The 21,516-nt window shown below is 65.7% G+C and carries 27 protein-coding genes; 14 read left to right on the forward strand and 13 right to left on the reverse strand.

Features of this window, described 5'->3' with window-relative positions:
• The first annotated feature begins 8 nt into the window (after positions 1-8).
• On the forward strand, positions 9-632 hold the full coding sequence (locus tag ASF98_RS22020) for a LysE family transporter (protein WP_055806905.1): 624 nt from the start codon (positions 9-11) through the stop codon (positions 630-632).
• A gap of 38 nt (positions 633-670) precedes the next feature.
• Here the strand turns inward: ASF98_RS22020 and ASF98_RS22025 are convergent, their stop codons facing one another.
• The 6 genes from ASF98_RS22025 to ASF98_RS22050 form a co-directional block, all read right to left on the reverse strand.
• Positions 671-2,236 carry an acyl-CoA synthetase gene (locus ASF98_RS22025; protein ID WP_055806907.1) on the reverse strand — a complete coding sequence of 522 codons (1,566 nt, stop codon included), beginning with the start codon at positions 2,234-2,236 and terminating at the stop codon, positions 671-673.
• Positions 2,237-2,246: 10 nt separating this feature from the next.
• A complete protein-coding gene (locus ASF98_RS22030; RefSeq protein ID WP_055806910.1) occupies positions 2,247-3,572 on the reverse strand; it encodes an MFS transporter in 1,326 nt (441 codons plus the stop codon).
• A gap of 52 nt (positions 3,573-3,624) precedes the next feature.
• Positions 3,625-4,080, reverse strand: coding sequence for a MaoC family dehydratase (locus ASF98_RS22035; RefSeq protein WP_028270914.1), 456 nt, complete (start codon positions 4,078-4,080; stop codon positions 3,625-3,627).
• Positions 4,081-4,196: 116 nt separating this feature from the next.
• Positions 4,197-5,429, reverse strand: coding sequence for an acyl-CoA dehydrogenase family protein (locus ASF98_RS22040; RefSeq protein WP_055806913.1), 1,233 nt, complete (start codon positions 5,427-5,429; stop codon positions 4,197-4,199).
• A 1-nt stretch (position 5,430) separates the two neighbouring features.
• Entirely contained in the window at positions 5,431-6,324 is an 894-nt protein-coding gene (locus ASF98_RS22045) for an amidohydrolase family protein (protein WP_055806916.1), read from the reverse strand.
• A gap of 2 nt (positions 6,325-6,326) precedes the next feature.
• Positions 6,327-7,280 carry an SDR family NAD(P)-dependent oxidoreductase gene (locus tag ASF98_RS22050; RefSeq protein WP_055806918.1) on the reverse strand — a complete coding sequence of 318 codons (954 nt, stop codon included), beginning with the start codon at positions 7,278-7,280 and terminating at the stop codon, positions 6,327-6,329.
• Between the two features lie 125 nt (positions 7,281-7,405).
• Here ASF98_RS22050 and ASF98_RS22055 point away from each other — a divergent pair, with 125 nt between their 5' ends.
• Complete coding sequence (locus tag ASF98_RS22055; RefSeq protein ID WP_055806921.1) at positions 7,406-7,891, forward strand: MarR family winged helix-turn-helix transcriptional regulator; 486 nt, start codon at positions 7,406-7,408, stop codon at positions 7,889-7,891.
• A gap of 75 nt (positions 7,892-7,966) precedes the next feature.
• On the opposite strand, the gene ASF98_RS22060 is transcribed toward ASF98_RS22055, so the two are convergent.
• The 7 genes from ASF98_RS22060 to ASF98_RS22090 all read right to left on the reverse strand — a co-directional run bounded on the left by ASF98_RS22060 (position 7,967) and on the right by ASF98_RS22090 (position 12,957).
• The gene (locus ASF98_RS22060; protein WP_055806924.1) at positions 7,967-8,209 is read right to left on the reverse strand and encodes a hypothetical protein; all 243 of its coding nucleotides are present in this window, start codon (positions 8,207-8,209) and stop codon (positions 7,967-7,969) included.
• Positions 8,210-8,397: 188 nt separating this feature from the next.
• Positions 8,398-8,775 (reverse strand): ArsR/SmtB family transcription factor, encoded by a 378-nt coding sequence (locus ASF98_RS22065; RefSeq protein ID WP_055806927.1) that lies wholly within the window; start codon positions 8,773-8,775, stop codon positions 8,398-8,400.
• The gene (locus ASF98_RS22070) at positions 8,735-10,021 is read right to left on the reverse strand and encodes an MFS transporter (protein ID WP_055806930.1); all 1,287 of its coding nucleotides are present in this window, start codon (positions 10,019-10,021) and stop codon (positions 8,735-8,737) included. The genes ASF98_RS22065 and ASF98_RS22070 overlap by 41 nt, the downstream gene beginning before the upstream one ends.
• A 96-nt stretch (positions 10,022-10,117) precedes the next feature.
• Entirely contained in the window at positions 10,118-11,407 is a 1,290-nt protein-coding gene (locus tag ASF98_RS22075; protein ID WP_055806932.1) for an MFS transporter, read from the reverse strand.
• A 384-nt stretch (positions 11,408-11,791) separates the two neighbouring features.
• Positions 11,792-12,064 (reverse strand): hypothetical protein, encoded by a 273-nt coding sequence (locus ASF98_RS22080; protein ID WP_235506134.1) that lies wholly within the window; start codon positions 12,062-12,064, stop codon positions 11,792-11,794.
• Positions 12,065-12,182: 118 nt separating this feature from the next.
• Complete coding sequence (locus ASF98_RS22085; RefSeq protein WP_055806935.1) at positions 12,183-12,638, reverse strand: DUF302 domain-containing protein; 456 nt, start codon at positions 12,636-12,638, stop codon at positions 12,183-12,185.
• Positions 12,639-12,699: 61 nt separating this feature from the next.
• On the reverse strand, positions 12,700-12,957 hold the full coding sequence (locus tag ASF98_RS22090; RefSeq protein ID WP_055806938.1) for a metal-sensitive transcriptional regulator: 258 nt from the start codon (positions 12,955-12,957) through the stop codon (positions 12,700-12,702).
• Positions 12,958-13,088: 131 nt separating this feature from the next.
• Here ASF98_RS22090 and ASF98_RS22095 point away from each other — a divergent pair, with 131 nt between their 5' ends.
• The 12 genes from ASF98_RS22095 (at position 13,089) to ASF98_RS22150 (ending at position 21,502) form a co-directional block, all read left to right on the forward strand.
• Positions 13,089-13,727: a rhodanese-like domain-containing protein gene (locus tag ASF98_RS22095; protein ID WP_055806941.1), complete on the forward strand. Its 639-nt coding sequence runs from the start codon at positions 13,089-13,091 to the stop codon at positions 13,725-13,727.
• A complete protein-coding gene (locus ASF98_RS22100; protein WP_055806943.1) occupies positions 13,724-14,482 on the forward strand; it encodes a sulfite exporter TauE/SafE family protein in 759 nt (252 codons plus the stop codon). Before ASF98_RS22095 ends, ASF98_RS22100 begins: the two co-directional genes overlap by 4 nt.
• Positions 14,483-14,538: 56 nt before the next feature.
• Complete coding sequence (locus ASF98_RS22105; protein WP_055806946.1) at positions 14,539-14,880, forward strand: rhodanese-like domain-containing protein; 342 nt, start codon at positions 14,539-14,541, stop codon at positions 14,878-14,880.
• A 33-nt stretch (positions 14,881-14,913) separates the two neighbouring features.
• Positions 14,914-15,210 carry a rhodanese-like domain-containing protein gene (locus tag ASF98_RS22110; protein WP_055806949.1) on the forward strand — a complete coding sequence of 99 codons (297 nt, stop codon included), beginning with the start codon at positions 14,914-14,916 and terminating at the stop codon, positions 15,208-15,210.
• Between the two features lie 67 nt (positions 15,211-15,277).
• Positions 15,278-15,640 (forward strand): thioredoxin family protein, encoded by a 363-nt coding sequence (locus ASF98_RS22115; protein WP_055806952.1) that lies wholly within the window; start codon positions 15,278-15,280, stop codon positions 15,638-15,640.
• A gap of 183 nt (positions 15,641-15,823) precedes the next feature.
• Positions 15,824-17,233 (forward strand): rhodanese-like domain-containing protein, encoded by a 1,410-nt coding sequence (locus ASF98_RS22120; protein ID WP_055806955.1) that lies wholly within the window; start codon positions 15,824-15,826, stop codon positions 17,231-17,233.
• Positions 17,234-17,348: 115 nt separating this feature from the next.
• The gene (locus ASF98_RS22125) at positions 17,349-17,945 is read left to right on the forward strand and encodes a dihydrofolate reductase family protein (protein WP_055806958.1); all 597 of its coding nucleotides are present in this window, start codon (positions 17,349-17,351) and stop codon (positions 17,943-17,945) included.
• A gap of 68 nt (positions 17,946-18,013) precedes the next feature.
• The gene (locus ASF98_RS22130; RefSeq protein WP_055807161.1) at positions 18,014-18,532 is read left to right on the forward strand and encodes a GNAT family N-acetyltransferase; all 519 of its coding nucleotides are present in this window, start codon (positions 18,014-18,016) and stop codon (positions 18,530-18,532) included.
• Positions 18,533-18,623: 91 nt separating this feature from the next.
• Positions 18,624-19,055, forward strand: a complete 432-nt coding sequence (locus ASF98_RS22135; RefSeq protein WP_055806960.1) for a LexA family protein — start codon at positions 18,624-18,626, stop codon at positions 19,053-19,055.
• Positions 19,048-20,364, forward strand: a complete 1,317-nt coding sequence (locus ASF98_RS22140) for a Y-family DNA polymerase (RefSeq protein ID WP_200939436.1) — start codon at positions 19,048-19,050, stop codon at positions 20,362-20,364. The genes ASF98_RS22135 and ASF98_RS22140 overlap by 8 nt, the downstream gene beginning before the upstream one ends.
• 23 nt (positions 20,365-20,387) lie before the next feature.
• Positions 20,388-21,146 carry a prolipoprotein diacylglyceryl transferase gene (locus ASF98_RS22145; protein WP_055806963.1) on the forward strand — a complete coding sequence of 253 codons (759 nt, stop codon included), beginning with the start codon at positions 20,388-20,390 and terminating at the stop codon, positions 21,144-21,146.
• Entirely contained in the window at positions 21,143-21,502 is a 360-nt protein-coding gene (locus ASF98_RS22150) for a hypothetical protein (RefSeq protein ID WP_055806966.1), read from the forward strand. Before ASF98_RS22145 ends, ASF98_RS22150 begins: the two co-directional genes overlap by 4 nt.
• The last annotated feature ends 14 nt before the right edge of the window (positions 21,503-21,516 follow it).

Genomic DNA, 21,516 nt, shown 5'->3' on the forward strand with positions numbered 1-21,516 from the left:
ATGGGTGGGTGCAACCCTCCCTTTGGCTGGCCCTGGCCGGCGCCGGCGTCCTGATCAGTTTCACTCCCGGAGCGGGTGCCATCAACACGATGAGCAACTCGCTAAACTCGGGTTTCCGACGCTCCATCTGGGGAATCCTGGGCCAGCAGGCCGCACTGGTGGTCCATGTGCTGATCGTCGCCCTGGGTGTCGGCGTCCTGGTGGCCAGTTCCCCCGTGGCCTTCAACGTGATCCGGTACGCCGGGGCTGCCTACCTCGTCTATCTGGGCATCCGGCAGTTCCTTCAAAAGCCTGATCTGGATCAGGAGACGGCAGCCGAACTCCGCAATGAGCCAGCCGCCTCCATGTTCCGCCGGGGCCTGTGGGTCAATCTGCTGAACCCCAAGGCCATCATTTTCTTCCTGGCATTCATGCCCCAGTTCATCAGGCCGGAGCAGCCGCTGTTGCCGCAGTATTTGGCACTGACGGCCACGGTGGTGGTCATCGACATTCTGGTCATGTGGTTCTTCTTCGCCGCCGCGGCCAAGTCATTCCAGCGCTTCACGCACAACGCACGCGGGCAGAAAGTCCTCAACCGGACGTTCGGCGCGCTGTTCGTGGCCGTGGGCATCATGCTTGCGCTGATCCACTAGCGGGCTCGCGAAAACAGGGCCACAACTGTCCGTTCGCGCTATTGCAGCTGTCCGTTCGCGGCGTACTGCTTCCGCAGGTCGATTTTGCGGATCTTGCCGCTGGCCGTCCGCGGCATTTCCTCCACGAACACCACCGTTTTGGGGATCTTGTAGCGCGCGAGCCTCCCGTCCAAGTGTGAACGCACCTCGTCCTCGGACAGCGAGGCGCCTTCGCGGAGTGTCACGATGGCACGGGGAACCTCGCCCCACCTCGCATCTTCGACGCCGATCACGGCAACGCTGGCCACCGCGTCCAGTTCGGAGATGGCCGCCTCGACCTCCGCCGGATAGATGTTCTCGCCGCCGGAAATGATCATGTCCTTGATGCGGTCCGAGACGAACAGGAAGCCCTCCTGGTCCAGGAAACCCGTGTCGCCGGAGCGGAACCAGACGGAGTCCGCGTAGCTTTCCGCGGTGGCTTCCGGCCGGTTCCAGTACTCTGTGATCACGTTCGGGCCCGAAATCTGGATCTCCCCGACCTGGCCCGGTGCCGCAGGACCGCCCAGGGGATCGGCGATGCGGACATCCGTGAAGAAGTGCGGCAGGCCTGCGGAGCCTGCTTTCTCCCGGGACCTCGACACTGGCAGCATGGTGGCGCCGGGCGCGGTTTCGGTCATGCCGTAGCAGCTGGTGAAGCCGATGCCGCGCTCCTCGTAGGCGTCCAGGACCCGGCGCGGAATGGCCGACCCGCCGCAGGTCAGCTTGTCCAGGGAGCTCAAGTCCGCCGCCGGCCAGGCCGAGTGGTCGCAGAGCATCTGGAACGTGGTGGGGACCCCGTTCAGGGTGGTGACCCTGTGCTCTTTGATCAGGTCAAGGACCCGGCCAGCGTCGAACTTCGCCTCGAGCACCACGGTGGCGCCCTTGAGCAGCATCGGCAGCAGGCCCATGTCCAGGGACGCCACGTGGAACAGCGGCGAAATCATGAGGGCGACGTCGTTCCGGTTCAGGTCCATGTCCACCACCGTGTTGAAGCAGTTCCAGGTGATGTTGCCGTGGGTGAGCAGCGCACCCTTGGGGCGGCCGGTGGTGCCGGAGGTGTAGAGGATCATGGCGGCGTCGTCCAAAGTCACGGCCTCGTCCCGCGGAGTCGCGGCTGCCGCGTGAAGCACCCTTTCATAGCGTTCGACGCCGGATGGCAGCTCCACGACGGAACCTTCCGTGCCGCCGTCGGGCGCCACCACGAAGCGGTGGGTCACCGCGGTTCCTTCCACGGACGCTGCCGCGAGGGTTTCGAGCTCACCGGCGTTCACCAGCAGCCGGGTTCCGGAGTCCTGCAGCTGGAACTGCAGCTCGGGCGCTGCCAGCCGTGTGTTCAGCGGGACGAAGACGGCCCCGAGCAGGCCGCAGGCGAAGAACGTCTCCACGAAGGACGGATGGTTTTCACCGAGGTACGCCACCCGGTCGCCCTTGGCCACTCCCCTGCGCCCCATGGCGTTGGCGAGCCGGTCCGTGCGCTCGGCGAGCTCTTCGTAGCTGACGGCGCGGTCCCCCGAGACGAGGGCCGTTTTGGGTCCGGACTTCCGGCGGCGGCGGTGCAGCCAGGATCCAACTCCGTTGTTGTCCATGTTTGTGCTCCTAATCGACCGCAGTGAGGTCGTTGTTCTTAGACTCCCGCGTCAGCAGGATGAAGACAATGGAAACCGTTGCCATGACGGACAGGAAGACCACCACCGGGACGATGCTCTGCCCGGAATCCTTGTACAGTCCGGCCACGATGCCCGGTGTGAAGCCCGCGCCGATCAGGGTGGCCAGCTGGTAGCCCACAGCGGCGCCGGTGTAGCGGGAGGTGGTGCCGAACTGCTCCGACACAAACGCCGCCAGCGGTCCGTACAGGCTCGAGTGCAGCACCAGGGCCACGGTGAAGGCCAGGAAGACCAGGCCGACGTTCCCGGAGCCGAGCATTCCGAACATCGGGAACAAGTAGGCGATGAACAGTGCCAGTCCGGCCACCATCACGGGTCGGCGTCCGAAGCGGTCGGACAGCCGTCCACCGAGCAGGACGAACAGGATGGAGATGGCCGAGGCCCCGGCGAACGCGTACAGCACGCCCTGCTGCGGGGCGCCCTTGGACACCGCGTAGGTAATGGAGAACGTGGGCAGCACCACTTGCAGGCCGAAGCCCGCCGCGCCGGCGAACATGATCATGATCAGCGCTTTGGGCCGGCGCAGCACTTCAAGCAGCGGGATCTTGCGCTTGGTGCCCTGCATGCTTTCCTTGGCCACTGCCTCGGCGAAGATAGGGCTCTCGGAGACCCGCAGCCTGACGAACATTCCCACAATCAGGAGCACGAAGGACAGCAGGAAGGGCACGCGCCAGCCCCATGCCAGGAAGGCCTCCTGCGGCAAGGCGGAGAAGATGCCCATCACCACCGTGCCAAGCACGGCTCCGGTGGGGGCGCCGGCGTTGACGAAGGAAGCTGCAAAGCCGCGCCGTTTGGGATCAGAGTGTTCCAGGGCCATGAGCGCGGCGCCTCCCCACTCGCCGCCGACGGCGATTCCCTGGCAGACCCGCAGGAACACGAGGATGACGGCGCCCCAGGGTCCGATCAAGCTGGCGCCGGGGATCAGGCCGATGAGCGTGGACGCAATTCCCATCACCGCCATGGAGACGATGAGCATGCCCTTACGGCCGACGCGGTCCCCGAAGTGGCCGAAAATGATGCCGCCGAGGGGGCGGGCGACATAGCCGGCGGCGAACGTGGCGTAGGCGGCGACGACGCCCACCCAGTCGTCCATGCCGGAGAAAAAGACCTTGGGAAAGGCCACGGCAGCGGCCGTGGCATACAGCAGGAAGTCGTAGAACTCGATGGTGCTGCCCAGATAGCTGGACATGATGACCGTGCGCGCTTCCTTGCGCTTCGCGGCCGTGCCCGCTGGCGCGAGCGTGATTTGTCCTGACATGGCTGTTCCTTCGGAAGGAGGGACGGTTGGTGGTTTTGCTTGCGGAAGCGGCCTACTTGTAGAAGCGGGCCAGGAATTCGGCCACGACGGCGGGGCGTTCCTGGCCTTCGATCTCGATGGTGTTGGACACCTTGATCTGGGCGCCGCCCTTGACTTCGGTGACCTCGGCGATGGTGGCCTGCATGCGGATCCGCGAGCCCACCTTCACGGGTGAGGTGAAGCGGACCTTGTCCAGGCCATAGTTCACCTTGGTGGTGACGCCATCGACGTCGAACAGCTCGCCCCAGAACGGGATGATGAGCGAGAGTGTGAGGAAGCCGTGGGCGATCGGGGCGCCGAAGGGGCCGTCCTTGGCGCGCTCCGGATCCACGTGGATCCACTGGTCGTCACCGGTAGCGTCGGCGAATTTGTTGATCTGTTCCTGGGTGATTTCGCGGTATTCGGTCACGCCGAGGTCTGTCCCGGCGAGGGTGAGCAGTTTGTCGAAGTCGACGACAAGATTGGGCATTTTTGCCTCCTGGTGTGGTTTTTGGAGTTGCGGAAGTACGACGGCGGAGCGGTGCTTCCGCCGTCGGGTTTCAGTTGCTGTTCGGGTTCGGTTAGTGCTGTTCAGTTGGCGCTGCGTCAGCGGGTGAAGGCGCTTTCGCCGGTGAGGGCGCGGCCCACGATGAGCGCGTTGATTTCGTGCGTTCCTTCGTAGGAGTAGACGGCTTCGGCGTCGGCGTGGAACCGGGCGACGTCCGTCTCGAGCGTGATGCCGTTGCCGCCCACCACTTCGCGGGCCAGGGCCACGGTTTCGCGCATCAGCAGGGACGTCTGCATCTTCGCCAGAGCGGAGTCCTGGTCCCGGTAGATGCCCCGGGACTGCTGTTCGGTCAGCCGGACCACCAGGGACAGGGACGAGGTGACGTTGCCGAGCATCCGGGCCAGCTTTTCCTGGACCAGCTGGAAGGATCCCAGCTGGCGGCCGAACTGCCGGCGTTCCGTCACATAGCCCAGGGCAGCTTCGAACGCTCCGGCCTGGATGCCGGTGGCAATCCAGGCAACGTCCGAACGCATGGCGCGGAGCATCGCGGCCACGTCCTTGAAGGAGTCCACGTTGTGCAGGCGCATGGATTCCGGCACCCGGACGCCCTCGAGGGTGATGTGGGCATTCTGCATCATCCGCAGCGCGGTCTTGCCGTGGATCTTCTCCAGCGTCACGCCGTCCGCCTCGCGGTCCACCAGGAAGGCCTTGATCTGCCCGTCTTCATGGTCCCTGGCGAACACCGCCAGCACATCGGCGCTGACCGCACCCCCGATCCAGCGTTTGGCACCGTCCAGAATCCAGGAGTCCCCCTCCCGGCGGGCCGTCGTGGACAGGCCGCCGGCGATGTCCGAACCGGAGTCGGGTTCGGTGAGTGAGAAGACCCCCTTGAGGGAGAAGTCGATTACCTTCGGCATCCATTCAGCCTGCTGCTCCGGCGAGGCACCCACCCGGATGGCGGTGCGGAAGAGCCCGGCCTGGGACGTGTACCAGGTGGCCAGCGAGGCGTCGGTGCGGGCCAGCTCGAAGATCCGGAAACCCTGGTAGATGCCGCGGGCGGGACCGCTGTTTGGGCCCATGGCGCCGGTGAGTTCCGCCGGTTCCATCAGGTCCAGGTCGATCAGGGGCCGCGCGAGTTGTGTGGGGAACTCGCCCCGTTCCCAGTAATCGGCCAGCAGCGGCTGCGCTTCCCGGTCCAGGAAGTCCCGAAGGCGTCCCAGCACCCGGCGCTCATCCTCCGTGAGGAGGGACTCGGCGTCGTAGTAGTCGCAGACGCCGTAGAGCCGGGTCTTTTCGGCGGTAGGGGTCTGCTCAGCTGTGGAGGCGCTCATCTCAGCCGCCCAGTCCGAGCAGGCGCACGGCGTTGTGCTTGAGGATCTTGGGCCGGACCTCGTCCTTGAGCGGCAGGTCCGCGAACGCGGCCAGCCATTTCTGCGGCGTGATGAGCGGGAAGTCGGTGCCGAACAGGACTTTGTCCTGCAGCACGGAGTTGGACATCCGCACCAGGGACTCCGGGAAGTACTTGGGCGACCATCCGGAGAGGTCGATGAACACGTTGGCCTTGTGCGTGGCGATGGAGTTGGCTTCGTCCTGCCACGGCACCGAGGGGTGGGCCATGATGATCTGCAGTTCCGGGAAGTCCGCGGCCACGGCGTCCAGCAGGAGCGGGTTGGAGTAGGCCAGCTTGATGCCGTAGCCGCCGGGCAGGCCCGCGCCCATGCCGTTCTGGCCGGTGTGGAAGATGGCCGGCAGGCCGAGTTCCTGGAGGGTTTCCCAGAGGGGGTAGAACTGCTCGTTGGAGGGGTCGAAGCCCTGCAGGGACGGGTGGAACTTGAAGCCGCGGGCGCCCAGGTCGATGGCCTGGTGCTTGGCGCCCTGGATGGCCTCGGCCCCGGTGCGCGGATCCACGCTGCCGAACGGGATCAGCACGTCGTTGTTCCGTGCCGCGCCGGCGATCAGGTCCTCGATGCTGTTGGGTTCGTGCTTGAGCTGGGTGCGGGCGTCCACGGTGAAGACGACGGCGGCCATGTTCAGTTCCCGGTAGACCTCGGCGATGCGGTCCAGCGACGGCGTGCGGTCCTCGGCCTTGAAGTACTTGGCCGAAGCTTCGGTGAGGGCCTCCGGGAGTGATTCGTGGCCGTGGCCGTCCACTTCGAGGTGCACGTGCATGTCGATCGCGTCCAGCTTGGCGGCGTCGATGCCGGGCTCGTAGCGCGTGGCAGCCATGGCTAGCCCACCTTCACGGGAGCTGCGGCAGGCTGTGCCTCCGGTTTCAGGTCCTCGGGCAGGGGCAGGAATTCCTCGCCCACGCCCTGGAGCTTGGCGCCGAAGAGCGGGCCGAAGTTCTCGATGAGGTCCTCGTAGCGCCAGCCGCCCTCGCGGTATTCGGTGGCAGCAGCTTCGGGGTGGGTCCAGAGCTGCAGCCGGTCCCCTCCCGCACCGATGGCCTGGCCGGTAATACCGGCCGCCTCATCCGAGGCGAGGAACGCGACCAGTCCGGAGACGTCGTCGGCCGTTCCGAAACCGAGCTCGTGGCGGAAGAAGGCCGGCATGGCCTCGCCGCGCTCGTCGGCTTCCACGGCTTTTTGGAAGTACGGGACGGTCTTGGTCATGGCCGTGGCCGCGACGGGGATGACGGCGTTGGCGGTGACGCCTGCCTTCTTCATTTCCAGGGCCCAGGTGCGGACCATGCCCACGATGCCGGCCTTGGCGGCGGCGTAGTTGCTCTGCCCGAAGTTGCCGCGCTGACCGGTGGGCGAGCCGATGGTGATGATCCGGCCGGCGATGCCGTTCTCTTTGAAGTAGGCGAACGCTTCCCGGACGCAGGTGAAGGTGCCGCGGAGGTGGACGTTGATGACGGCGTCGAAGTCTTCGTCGGTCATCTTCAGCAGGGACTTGTCCCTCAGGATGCCGGCGTTGGTGACCAGGATGTCGAGGCGCCCGAACTCGGTGACGGCCGCCTGCACCAGCTGCCGGGCCACTTCCGTGCTGCCGACGGGAGCGACGACGGCGGCGGCCTTTCCGCCGTCGGCCTCGATGAGCGCCACTGCCTCCCCGGCGACCGTCGCGTCGACGTCGTTGATGACGACGGCTGCGCCCTGCCGTGCGAGTTCCCGGGCGTAGGACAGGCCCAGGCCACGGCCGCTTCCGGTGACGATTGCTACTTTGCCTGACAGGCTCATGGCTGCTCCTTTGCTAGCTGACCTTGTGCATCCCGGCTCTCAACGTGGGATGCTGTTCTGCATCCATGAAATTATGGATAGTTGAAAATGTCAACGATTTATTTTGAGGATTATTGGAGTCGGCCATGACGATCGAGACACAGGGCGGTCAACGGACCGAACAGGCCCACAAGCTTGTGGCCGCATCCATCAGCCAGGACCTGGGATTTCTGCTGGCCAAGCTGCACGCTGTGGGGTCCGTTTTGAACAACAGGGCGCTGGCCGAGTTCGACCTGAAGGAGCGTTCGTACTCGGTCCTGATCCTCGCCAACAGCGGGCTGGAGCCGACGCAGCGCGAACTGGCGGACTTCCTCAGCCTGGATCCCAGCCAGATTGTGGCACTCGTGGATGAGCTGGAGAAGCGCGGCCTCGTGGCCAGGGCGCCGGGAAAGCAGGACCGCCGGGCAAAAACCGTGACGGCCACCGCCAAGGGAGGAAAGCTGCTGCAGCGGGCCAGCGACGCTGCGCGGCGGGCTGAGGCGGAAGTACTGGAAGGGCTGCCCGCGGAAGAATCGGCGCAGCTCAAGGCGCTGCTGCGCAAAGCACTGTGGGGTGCCGGGCTATCTACCTGAGGTTTTTCGGGACCCGGTTAGCGTGCAGGGTCGGCTTAGCGTCCGGGCCGGAATGTTTTAGCCGGCCGGATGGCCCTAGCGTGCCGGGCCGTCCGGGCGGGAACGCCCCTGGCATTCGGCCCTGTTCCGGCGCGCCAGCTCTGCCAAGACCACCGGCCCCACCAGGCCGGCATGGTTCGGGCCTGGTGTGTTGTCGCTGTTCCTCAAGAGGCAGGCCAGTGCTTCGAGCTCGCCGGTGGGGACGGACGACAATGAGGCGTAGGACTTGAAGATACGCCGTTCGGCAATGCCGGCGAGGCGGCCACTGTTCGCGTTCATGCGGCCCCCGCAGGGGGATCCGTGGCAGCGGGTGCGAAGACGGCGCGGAATGTCGGGCCCATGGGAACTCCTCAGCAAAGAATCCGGAGGCTGCCTGCATAACCCGAAGCCAGAATACCGCAGACCGGCTCCCCGGCACACGGTCTTTAAGCCCCGAATTGCCCTCCCACCCGGCGCCACGTCGAGGGTCACCCGTGGAAGGGTTCGCCCGTGGTTCGGTGGTCCGCATGGTTGATGGTCTCCCGGATCAGCCGGACGAGGTGGCCGTCGTGCAGCGAGTAGATGACATGCCGGCCGTCCTTCCGCGCGTTCACCATCCCGCTGAGCCTCAGTTTGGCCAGGTGCTGGCTGACCACCGTCCTCGGAACGGCGGCCGCCTCCGTAAGTTCCGTGACGCTCCTGGGGCCTTGCGCAAGCTGCCACAGCAGATGCAGGCGCGTAGGTTCGGCCAGCATCCGCAGCGTGGCAGCGGCATTTTCCAGCAACTCCGGTCCAGGCGTGACGGGATGGACGAGCGAGGGCCCATCAGTGCCGGCGCTGAACGGACTGCTCGGCTGGCTGCTCAATGGCCTGCTCCTCGGTGACGGCGGGACCCGGTCCGGAAAAGGTCTTCCGGGGCCAGGACAGGAAGGCTCCTGCACTGCCAAGTATCGCAAGGATTGTCAGCGCCGCGGCAGCCCAGCCCAGGCCTGCGGCAGCACCGATCCAGCCCGCTACCGGATAACTGAGGAGGTAGCAGGCGTGGGAGAGCGAGAACTGGGCCGTGAAAACGTACGGGAGCGTGCCCTCCGTGGCAGCTTCCCGGAGCAACCGGGAGGACGGGGTGATGACGGCGGACGTGGCGGCGCCGAGGACGAACCATAGCCCCAGCAGCGGCCACCATCCGACGCCCTGCGATGCCATGAACATCACCGCGGCGGCGGCGCCAAGTGCCGGGGGGATCAGGGCGGCGCCGGTCAGCATGACGGCTCGATCGCCGAAGCGGTCCAGAACCCGCGGAACGGCCAGGGCGACAGCCATGGAGCCGGCGCCGAAGCAGGCAAGGGCAACGGCAAGATCGGATCCGGGACGGTGCAGGACGTCCCGGACATAGACCACGGTATTGACCAGCACGAGGGCCGTCGGGGCGGCCACCGCAAGGTTCAGTGCCAGCAGGGACCTCAGCTTCCGGTTGCGCCAAAAGATCCGCGTCCCCAGGGTGGTCCGGTGCCACAAGGACGGCTGGGGCTCCCCGGGCGCGCCGGGCCGGGGTACGGCCGTAAAGGCGACCAGGGTCGCGGAGATCAGGAAGCCGGCAACAGTGCCGATGAACAGCTCGTGGTAGCTCATCACGGTCAGCAGCAGCGCGGCAGCAGCCGGGCTAACCAGGGCTTCCATGTCATAGGCGAGCCGGGACAACGAAAGGGCATAGGTGTAGTCCCGGGGATCCTTCAGGATGAGCGGGATCAACGACTGGAACGCCGGCGTAAATGTTGCTGACGCGGATTGGAGCAGGAAGATCACCACATAGATCTGCCACGTTTCCGTGATGAACGGCAGGCACAGGGCCATGGCTGCCCGGACCAGGTCAGCCGCAATCAGCACCGGCTTCCTGGGCAGGCGGGCCACGAGGGCGGTGATCACCGGAGCGAGGCCCACGTAGGCCACCATCTTGATGGTCAGGGCCGTTCCCAGGATGGCCCCGGCGTGCCTTCCGGCAAGGTCGTAGGCGAGCAGCCCCAGGGCGATTGTCAGCAGGCCCGTCCCCGCCAGGGCAACGACCTGGGCACAGAACAGCCGCGCAAAGACTCTGTTCCGAAGGACAGCCAGCATCAAACTCAAACTCCTCAAGTGCATACGTGCACTAACGTGCACACTTGAAAGTGTAAGCCCCGCAGCACCGGGAACGCCCGCCTAGCGAACACCCGCTTAGCGGGATGCGGGCTTGTGATCAGTGCCGCGCATCCGCACAGCCACCACAACGCCGGACAGCCCGGTCAGGACGGCGACGACGGCGACTGCCGCAGGAATGCCAAAGGCATCGGCGATGATTCCGGACAGCAGGGCACCGACGGCAAAGCCGCCGTCGCGCCACAGCCGGTAGATCCCCACCGATCTGGCCCGCCACTCGGGATGGGCAACATCGCCGATGGCGGCCAGCAGCGTCGGGTAGACCATGGCCGTGCCTGCTCCAAGCAGCACCGCCGCGGCCAGCCAGGTTTCGAAGCCGGCCCCGAAGGCCACCATGCCGAGGGCGATTGCCTGTACCAGCATGCCTCCGACGATCAGGGGCTTGCGCCCGATCCGGTCCGACAGCGCGCCCGTCACCAGCTGGCCGGCGCCCCATACGGCCGGATACACGGCCGCGAGGATGCCGATGCGTTCAATCGTCAATCCGGCGGCCGCAAATAGGACGGGGAACAGGCCCCAGGCCAGGCCGTCATTCAGGTTGTTCACCATGCCCGCCTGGCTCACGGACGATAGGGACTTGTCGCGGAAGCTCGTCAGCGTGAACACCTCACGGTTGCTCAGCTGCGCGTGCGCCCCCTCATGGACCGACACATGGCTGGCAGCCTCGGCCCTGGCATGGTGGTGGGTTTCCCGCACGGTGAGCACGGAAAGGCCCAGGCCGACGGCGATGAACGCAGCACCCAGCAGGAAGGGGCCGGGACGCAACCCGTACGCAGAGGCGATGTAGCCGGTGGCCAGCGCGGTCCCGGCGACGCCGAGGTAGCCGGCCGCCTCGTTGAGGCCCATCGCCAGGCCACGGCGGGAGGGACCCACGAGGTCCATCTTCATCATCACCGTGGTGGACCAGGTCAGTCCCTGGCTGATGCCGAGGACGACGTTGGCCGCCACGATCCACCCCCACGACGGCCCGAAGATCAGCATCAGCGGGACGGGCAGCGCGATCAGCCAGCCCGCCACGAGGACCGGTTTGCGGCCGTAACGGTCCGACAAGGTGCCGGCGAAATAATTGGTGGCTGCCTTGGCCACGCCGAACGCCAGGATGTACGTCAAGGCACTCGTATACAGGTCCAGCTTGAAGACCTCGCCTGCAAGCAGGGGCAGGACGGTTCTCTCCTGCCCCAGCGTTCCGCCGACCAGGGCGTTGACTGCCACCAGGATCATGAACTGGGCAAGGTTCTGCCGCAGCCCCAGGGTTATGGCATCCAAAGTGCGGGGCTTCCGATGCGGGGAGGGACTTTCGGAGGTCATGTTTTGATTCCTGGGGTGGGAGACGAAGGCGGGAAAGGGAACGGGCCGCGAAGAAGGAAATGGCGACGGCAGCCGATAGACCTGTGGCTGAACGAAGACCGCCCGAATGGGGCTTGCGCGGACCGCCTACAGACAGGGGTCGCGCCGGCGAATCAGGCAGCCCAGTGGGCGGACGCGCAATGCAGGTGAGCGGCGCGGGAAAATTGGCGCCGCTCGACCGCCGGGCATCCCGCCCCGCAGCGTAATCACGCCGTTCGAAAGGGCCGACGGCGACTGGGGACAGCCCGGGTCTCAGCGGGCTTTTCGCCGCCGGCCCCATAACAATTTTAGGAGATTACGACCCGCCGCGTGCGAGTGGACGCTACCCGTTTTCCCTTGGTTCTGTCAGGCAGACTTGGTCCCGGCCACGCGGCCGGCTGCACGGGCCGAGCGGTTGCGCCACCAGCGGCGGACGAGGTCAACCATGGCCAGGAGCCCCGCGAGCGGCGAAAGAACGGCCGCGGCGTAGACGAAGAGCAGCCACGTAAGTGTTGCAATCGGCGGCTGGTTGGTACTGAGAAGTGACAGGCCGCCGAAGAAGGCGACCGTCCAGAAAAGCACTACGCCAAAGAGCACCGCCGCAGCAGGGAAATACTCGTTTGTCACTACGGTCATCACAGTGTTCAATGCTCTTCCTCCTGACTCATTTGGCGCCGGACATCACCGCGTCAATCTCAGTATGAAGGCAGCGAATGCAGGATCCCGGCAGGACGCAGAAAGCGTGACGAAAATAACCTCAGCCCACGCCTGGGACCACCTGTCCTGAGCCGATTTCCGCCGCCGTTTGCGCATCCAGGTCGGCCAGCGCGGCACGCAGCCGGGCATCGGCGTCGTTTGCCACTTCGTGCACTTCCGGGCTGTCGCTGAGCTGCACCATGGTCTGCGGATCTATGGCCTGGATGGTGGTCACCTCCGCACCCTTGCCGCGGCGCACCACAACATTGCACGGCAACAGCGCGCCGAGGTCCGGTTCGGCGGCAAGCGCACGGCTGGCCAGGGCAGGGTTGCAGGCGCCCAGGATGACGTAGTCGCCGAGCGCTTCGGCAGCGTCGGCGCCAAGCTTGGCCTCGAAGGTCGCGCGGACATTGATCTCCGAGAGAATGCCGAACCCTTGTCCCGCGAGCGCTTCACGCGTCCGTTCGACGGCGTCGCTCCAGGACAGCGGGACGGTCACGGTGTGGGTGTAGGTCATGGGGTCTCCTATTTGTATTGGCGAATGGCTTTGCATTGGCGGTTGGCGGTTTGAATGAGGCTTATGCCAGGGACAGGAAGAGCTTTTCCAGGTCTTTCGTGTTCATGCTTGCGTCCTTTCGGACAATGCATTGCTCAAGCCCGCTGGCAATGATGGCGAACCCCGCACGGTCCAGCGCCTTAGAGACCGCCGCGAGCTGGGTGACGATGTCTGTGCAATCGCGCCCCTCCTCCAGCATTCGGGTCACGGCAGACAGCTGCCCCTGGGCTCGCTTGAGCCGGTTGATGACCGGGGTGAGGTCGGTTGAATCGAGTTCCATAATGCCTCCGGATAAGGGGTTGCCAGAGTTCAAGGCTATACCCCCAGGGGTGTTTTTGACTACCCCCGGGGGTATCTGTAATACTCGGTGGGGTATTCAGCTTTCGTCTGATCCGTCTTGAAAGGACATCCATGACACGCCCCTCCGCTTCACCGGCTGCCCCCGCAGTCACCGCCCTGGATCCGGAAACGCTGCAGAGCTGGTTTCAGGAACACAAGGACCTCGTGGTGATCGACGTGCGCTCGGCCGCAGAATTCCAGTCCCTGCACATCCGCGGCTCATACAACGTTCCGCTCCCGCTGCTCTCCGAGCACACCGACGAACTGGCCACCCGGCTGGGAAGCCGCGTAGTGCTCGTGTGCCAGTCAGGCGCACGGGCTGAGCAGGCACGGCAGCGCCTCGGCGGAGCCGGCATCGGCGCCGCCTATGTCCTGACCGGCGGCGTGCCGGGCTTCGCGGCTGCCGGCGGCGACGTTGTCCGCGGCAAGGCCCGCTGGGACCTTGAGCGCCAGGTCCGCCTTGCTGCCGGTTCCCTCGTGGTGCTGGGCCTGGCCGGCGGGAAATTCGTCTCGCCCAAGATCCGCCTGCTCGCGGGCGCCATCGGCACGGGCCTGACCTTCTCGGCCGCGACCAACACCTGCGCCATGGGCCAAGCGATCTCGGCCATGCCGTGGAACAAGGCGGCGAAGGAGCCTACCCGCGAATCCGCCATTCTGCAGCTGCCCGCTGCGGCAGAGCAGACCGAACCGGACCGGACACAGGCGGCATGATTCCAGCCTTGGCACTGGGGCTGCTCGTTGGGATTGTGCTCGGGGTGGTCGGGGGCGGCGGGTCAATCATCGCCGTCCCGGCCCTGGTCTACGGAGTGGGCCTGAGCCCCTCGGAGGCCATCCCCACCTCCCTGCTGGTGGTCGGCCTCTCTTCGCTGGCAGCACTCCTGCCCCGGTTCCGCGAAGGCATCAACTGGCCCGTTGTCCTACTGGTCGGCGCCGCCGGCATTCCTGCGGCATGGGGAGGCGCGGCCGTGGGTCGCCTCCTGGATCCGAACGTATTGATGCTCGCCTTCGCGGGCATCATGGTGGTTGCCGGCATCCGCATGCTGATGCGCACCAGCGAGGTAGAGGGAACGTGCAGCACCGGACCCACCCGGGCCTTCCGCTCCTGCGCCCCCAAGGCGGTCGGAGTCGGACTGCTGGTCGGCTTCCTCACCGGATTGCTGGGAGTCGGCGGCGGATTTCTCATCACGCCGGCTCTCACCCTCTTCTTGGGGCTGCGCATGAAGCAGGCCGTCGCATCGTCCCTGGCCATCATTGTCATCAACTCCGCGGCGGGCTTCGGAGCCCACGCCGCCGGCTTCACCATTGAGTGGTCAACAGCCCTGGCCTTCACGGTCCCCGCAATCCTCGGCTCACTCGCCGCAGCGCGTCTGGCACGTTTCCTCAAGGACAGGCACGTCCGCGTCTCGTTCGCTGTTCTGATTTTCGCCGTAGCCGCCTGGGTCACTGCAAGCACCGTCACAGCCTGACCGGTATCCGCCGGCCCCGCCCCCATCCCGCCCGACCCCACAAAAAGGAGAACCTCATGGGCCTGATCGACGCGCTGAAGAAGGCTTTCAGCAAACCCTATAAAACCGTCTCAGTGGCCGAAGCCAAGGAGCTCCTCGCCTCCCGGGCGGTACTGATTGACGTCCGTTCCGCGCAGGAATGGCGGAGCGGACACGCACCACAGGCCAAGCACCTGCCTCTGGACAGGCTGCAGACCGGCGCATCCGGCCTGCAGAAGGGCCGGCCAGTCGTCGCGATGTGCCAGTCGGGAGTCCGCTCGGCGTCAGCCGCGCGGCTGCTCGCCAGCCAAGGCTACGAGGCGTATTCGCTCCGCGGCGGCATCGGGGCCTGGCGCCAGGCCGGCGAACCGGTCCGCTAAACACTCAACACACACTCCGGAAAGGAACCCGCCATGGCAGAAATCACCGTCACCGAAACCGAGCAGCAGCGCGCCAGTGCACAAATCCTCGACGTCCGCGAAGACTTCGAAGTCATCGAAGGCATGATCCCCGGCGCCCTGCACATCCCCATGGGGCAGCTGCAGGCCCGCCTGTCCGAACTGGACCCCGAAGTTCACGTCATTGTGGTCTGCCGCAGCGGCAACCGCAGCGCCCGGGTGGCAGATGCCCTCAACGCCGCCGGATTCAGCGCCGACACGATGGCCGGCGGCATGATCGCCTGGAGCCGGGCAGGACTCCCCGCGGCCTAACCGACCTGCCTCATCCGCAGCCACAACCCCTACCCCGCCCCGCCAGCCACACGTAAGGAATTCAGCCATGGCAACCATCGACATCACGGAAGAATCGCTTGCCCGGACGCTTGAGGACAACGACATTGTCTTCATCGACTTCTGGGCCGGCTGGTGCGGCCCCTGCCGCATGTTCGCTCCCACCTACGACGCCGCCTCCCAGAAGCACCCGGACGTCACCTTTGCCAAGGTGGACACGGTAGCCGAGCAGGCCCTGGCGGCCGCCGCCGGCATCACGTCCATCCCCACGCTGATGGCCTTCCGGGACAAGACGCTGGTCTTCTCCCAGCCCGGCGCCCTCAACGAGGCAGGGCTGGAACAGGTGATCCAAGGCATCAAGAACCTGGACATGGCCGCAGTCCGTGCGCAGGCAGCGCGGCAGCAGTCCTGACGACCGGACTGTGGGTATCGATAGTGGAAAAGCTAGCGAAATGGCGTGCCCGCGCCACCCGCCGAGGGTTGGGAAACCACGGCGGCAGACCATTTTTGAATATACCCCCAGGGGTATTATGATTTTGAGTAGACCAACGGGGAACCAGCCAGGAACCCACAAACTTTCACGAAGGAGAACCCCATGCTTCTCGAGCGCATCTACGACGAAGACCTCGCACAGGCCAGCTACCTCATCGGTTGCCAGCGGAAGGGTGAGGCAGTTGTTGTCGACGCCCGCCGTGACATCGACACCTACCGCTCCCTCGCCGCAGCCAACGGCATGAAGATTGTGGCTGTCACGGAGACCCACATCCACGCCGACTACCTCTCAGGCACCCGCGAACTGGCTGCCGCAACGGGCGCCAAAATTTACGTCTCCGGCGAAGGCGGCCCGGACTGGCAGTACGGGTTCGACGGCGAGCGCCTGTTCGACGGCAGCAAGATCACCATCGGCAACATCACCGTCCAGGCGCTCCACACCCCGGGACACACGCCGGAACACCTGTCCTTCCTGATCACCGACGGCGCGTTCAGCTCCGAACCCGGATACCTGCTTTCCGGCGACTTCGTGTTCTCCGGCGACCTTGGACGCCCCGACCTCCTGGATGAGGCCGCAGGCGGCGTGGACACCCGCTTCGAAGGCGCGAAGCAGCTGTTTACCAGCCTGCGTGACAAGTTCCTTACACTGCCCGACTTCGTCCAGGTCTACCCGGGGCACGGCGCCGGCAGCGCCTGCGGCAAGGCCCTCGGCGCCATCCCGTCGTCGACGGTCGGCTACGAGCGGCTGTACGCGTGGTGGGGTCCCTACCTGGCCGCCAACGACGAGCAGGGCTTCATCGACGAACTGCTCGACGGACAGCCGGACGCGCACGCCTATTTCGGCCGCATGAAGCGCCAGAACCGCCAAGGCCCGGCCGTCATGGGCGAACGCGCCCCGCTCGCGGAACTGGACACTGCCGCCGTCGCCCGTGACCTGGCGGCAAACAAGTTGACCTTCGTGGATACCCGACCCAACACCGAGGTGCACAAGGGCACCGTGGCAGGCGCCCTGAACATCCCCGCCGGCAAGTCCGTTGCGAGCTTCGGCGCATGGGCCGTTGACCCGGAACGGGACAGCCGTCCGCTGGTGCTGCTGGCTTCGGGACAGGAGCAGGCCCAGGAGATGTGGGACCACCTGGTCCGCGTCGGAATCGACAACGTGGGCGGCTACGTGACCAGCCTCGACGGGCTGCCCGCAGCGACGCCGCGCCTGGTCCAGCCCGAGGAACTCGAAGGCTTCGACGCCGCAGTTGTCCTCGACGTCCGCAACCGTACCGAACACACGGCCGGGCACATCCCCGGCTCCGAGCAGCTGAGCGGCGGCCGGGTGCTCTGGAACCTGGACCAGCTCCCCACGGGCGGCACCATCGTGACCTACTGCCAGAGCGGCGTCCGCAGCTCCGTCGCGGCCAGCACGCTGCGCCACGCCGGGTACGACGTCGTGGAGCTCGACGGCAGCTACGCCGCCTGGGCCGTCCGGGAAGCGTCGCTGCAGTCGGCTTCGGCCCGCTAACCCCGGCCGCCTGGCCTGAACCGCCAAGGCCCCCGCCCGGATATTTTCCGGGCGGGGGCCTTTTGCGCGGGGGCACACCATCGCGTCTACTGGCACCCGCCAGTAGCATGGGCGCATGAGCCAAGTCACATGCGATCTGACCATCTCCCTTGACGGGTTCCTCGCCGGACCGAACCAAAGCCTGGCGGAACCTCTGGGCGAAGGCGGAGAGCTCCTGCACAGGTGGCAGTTCGAAGAAGCCGAGTCCAACGTAGCGGCGCGCGAAGGCATCCTCGCGGCAGGCGCCTTCATCATGGGACGGAACATGTTCGCAGGGCCCGGGCCCGGGGCGTGGGGTGAGGACTGGCGGGGATGGTGGGGCGAGGAGCCGCCCTACCACGCACCGGTATTCGTACTCACCCATCATCCACGCGAGCCCCTGGAGATGCAGGGCGGGACGACATTCAACTTCGTGACCGACGGGATCGAATCGGCGCTGGACCAGGCGCGGAAGGCCGCCGGCAGCAAGGACATCGCCATTGCCGGCGGAGCACAGACCGCCCGCCAGTACCTTTCAGCGGGGCTGATCGACGAGCTGCGCCTCCACATCGCACCCATTGTCCTGGGAGCAGGCGAGCGGCTGCTGGACGGCGTCGGGAACCTCAACCTTGAGCCGACGGAAGTGAGCGGGACCAGCCTTGTCACCCACGTGCGCTATCGGGTAACCCGCTGAAGCGCTAACGCTCAATCTCCGAACGTCAGTTAGCGGACGTTGCGGTGGCAGTCGAATACGATCTTGTGATGCCTCTCCTCATCGCTCCGGACGAAAGCTACCAATCCTCCTGGCTGGAGGGATCCGCAGAATTCGGCGGCGCCCGCCGGGACGGCGGCGGCGCGGAGGACTGGCCCCTGGAAGAACTCAGGGACGCCGGGTCGTTCCGCCGCTTTGTCGACGCGCTCGTAGCGGATGCTTTGCCGGAGAGCCCGCGAAAGCCTGGGCACGTGCCCTGCACGTACTTGTGGATCGTAGAGGGCGATACATTCCTTGGCTCGCTGGCCATCAGGCACGAACTGAACGATTTCCTCCTCAACGAGGGCGGGCACATCGGCTACAGCGTACGGCCTTCCGCAAGGCGTCGCGGCCACGCAGCCAGCGCGCTGGCCCACGCCCTGCCGATTGCCCGGGAACTGGGAATCCCACGGGTCCTTCTCACGTGCGATGTCAGTAACGTTGGCTCCCGGGCGACCATCGAAAAGAACGACGGCGCCTACGAGGACACCCGCAACGGCAAACGCCGCTACTGGATTGATATCGCCTAACGTGACGCGCCCGGAATGAACTGGACGGGCAGGAGTCCGGGCCAGGGTCTACACTGAATCTATCGAACATATATTCGAATAAGGGTGTGTTGTGGGCATAGTTATCGGTCCCCGTGTGATAGATGCGGGCACGTCCCTGCTGTCAGTGCTGATCTCTCCAGTGCCGGTCGCAGCGGGCTATCCCTCGCCGGCGCAGGACTACTTTGACGGCAGAATCGACCTCAATGAACACCTCATCAAGGACATCACCAGCACGTACATCGTGCGGGTGTCCGGGGATTCGATGGAAGGAGCCGGGATCAGCGACGGCGACGAACTGATCGTCAACCGCGCCCTCCGCCCCACAGACGGTTCGGTGGTCATTGCTGTCCTGGACGGCGAGCTGACCATCAAACGGCTCAGGATCACAGCATCCGGAGTACTGCTTCAGGCAGACAACCCCCGGTATCCGGACCTCCGGGTTCCAGCGTTGTCTGACCTGGTCATCTGGGGCGTGGCCACACGGTGCCTGCACCATGTCTGAGACGCCGGAAAGGTATGAGACGCGGGCAGCGGGCACCATCCGGCAGATCGCCCTGGTGGATGTCAACTGCTTCTACGCCTCCGCCGAACGGGCATTCGATCCATCGCTCGAAGGCCGCCCCCTGGTCGTCCTGTCCAACAACGACGGCTGCGCGGTCACCCGGTCCCCCGAAGCCAAGGCACTTGGGATCAGCGTCGGAGAACCATGGTTCAAGATCGCTCCCCGCGCCAAGGAATGGGGACTGGTGGCAAAATCCAGCAACTATGAGCTGTACGGGGACATCAGCGCCCGCGTCATGGAGCTGCTGTCCCGCTACTCGGCCTGGCTGGAGGTTTACAGCATCGACGAAGCTTTCCTGGGAGTCAAAGGCACCCCGGACGAACTACTGCGGCTCGGACAAACCATCAAGTCCGCTGTCCGCCGCAACGTCGGAGTCCCGGTCTGCGTGGGAATAGCCGGCACCAAGACCCTCGCGAAGCTGGCCAACAAATGGGCGAAAAACAACCCGGGCCTCAACGGCGTGTGCCACTGGGACTCCATGCCGGCACCTGCCCGCGAAGCACTGATGGCCCGGCTGTCCGTCATCGAGCTCTGGGGCGTGGCCACCCGGCTCACCAAGCGCCTGAACGGGATGGGCATCCACTCCATCCTGGACCTTGCCCGCGCCGATCCGGTTCGGATCCGGGACCGCTTCTCAGTGGTGCTGATGCGCACTGTCCTGGAACTGCAGGGCACTGCGTGCATTCCCTTGGAAGAAGAGCGGATTGGACGTGACCAGCTCATCTTCAGCCGGTCATTTTCCACGCCTATCACCACCGCGGGGGACCTGCGGCAGGTCATGAGTGTCTATGCCCAGCAGGCCAGCGCCCGCCTGGCCAAGCACGGGCTGCAGGCCAAGGTCCTCACCGCTTTCGCCGGCACATCGCACTACAACCCCCAGGACACGTCCTATCCCTCGGTCTGCGTGACGCTGCCGATGCCCACCGCGGATCCCGTGCTTTTGACCCGCGCCTCGCACACCCTGCTGCCCCGGATCCAGGAAGGCACCAGGTACGTCCGTGCGGGCATCATGGTCACCGACCTGAGGCCCACGGGGCAGCAGTCGCCGCTGCCGGCCTTTGCGAACCCGCACGAGGAACGCGGCATCGGAACACTGCTGGAAGACATCAGCCGCCGGTACGGCAGGGGTTCCGTGGGGCTGGGACACGCAGGCATCCGGGGAGGCCCGGACTGGTCCATGCAACGCACCATGCTCTCGCCCAGATACACGACTCACTGGGATGAGCTACCCGTGGTCAAAGCAGCCTGAGCCCCCGCTGTTACACTCTGCTCATGATCGGGCTTCCCTTCGCGGGAGATGGGCTTGTGCACGGCGTTCTGACAGGGCTGGGAATCTTCGCGGCCCTGTTGTTTTACGCCTATGAGAAGCGCCGCCGCGGCCTTACTGATCCCCGGCTCTGGCCCATTGCCGGTTTCGCTGTGGCCTTCGGGGCAATCGGCTCCCGGTTGCTCACGTGGGATGTTTCCCGACAAGTCTCCCTGGCCGACTGGTGGGGCAACGGCGACCGCAGCATCCTCGCCGGCCTGGTCGGGGCATGGTTCGGGGTCCATCTGGGCAAACGGCTGACAGGCTACCGGAAATCCACCGGTGACCTGCTTGCACCGTCGGTCGCACTGGCGCTGGTTCTCGGGCGCGGGGGGTGCCTCCTCACCGAACTGCCCGGCACTCCGACCGGCGGGGCGTGGGGAATCGTACTCACGCCCGGGCAGGCTGCGTTGATCGGCGGGCCCGCCGGAGCAGGGCTCCATCCATCCTTTGCGTACGAGATCGTGTTCCATGCCATTGCGTTCGCCGTCATGTGGCGCTTTCGCGATCGCCTCGCGCACCCCGGGGACCTTTTCATCTGTTACGTGACCTCCTACGCGCTGTTCAGGTTCGGGGTGGAGTTTGTCCGCGGCAACGAGGTGCTCTGGCTGGGGATGAGCCGCCCCCAGTGGTTCCTGCTGGCGGTCCTCCCGCTGTTGGCCTGGCGGATGCGGCGGGTGTTCGGGAGACCGGTCCGTCCTGCGTTGAAGGGAAGAGTGGCATGAGCGAGGACAACCCCGAGGTTCCCCGGAACCCACCCCCGCCGGAATACCAGGGCGGGCCGCCGCAACAGCCAAAGCGCGGCTCTATGGGACTCGGAATACTGTTCGGAACCATGGCGCTCTATGCCATCTATTTCGGCGGGTTAATCGCCGTAGGCGGACCCTACGCATGGTCCAACAGCATCCTCGCCGGGCCGGCCACGTTCGTCCCGATCGCCCTCTATTTGGTGGGGTCCATACTGCTTGCCCTCAGGCCTCGAACGTCCCGATGGGGTGCAGGGCTCCTGATTGGTCTGGGAATTTTTACGTTGCTCGGCGAGGGACTCTGTGTCGGGTTCCTCGCTCAACCAGGAATCTGAGATGAGGTCTTCTT

The organism is Arthrobacter sp. Leaf337 (genome assembly GCF_001423745.1).
In the GTDB taxonomy this organism is placed as follows: Bacteria; Actinomycetota; Actinomycetes; order Actinomycetales; family Micrococcaceae; genus Arthrobacter.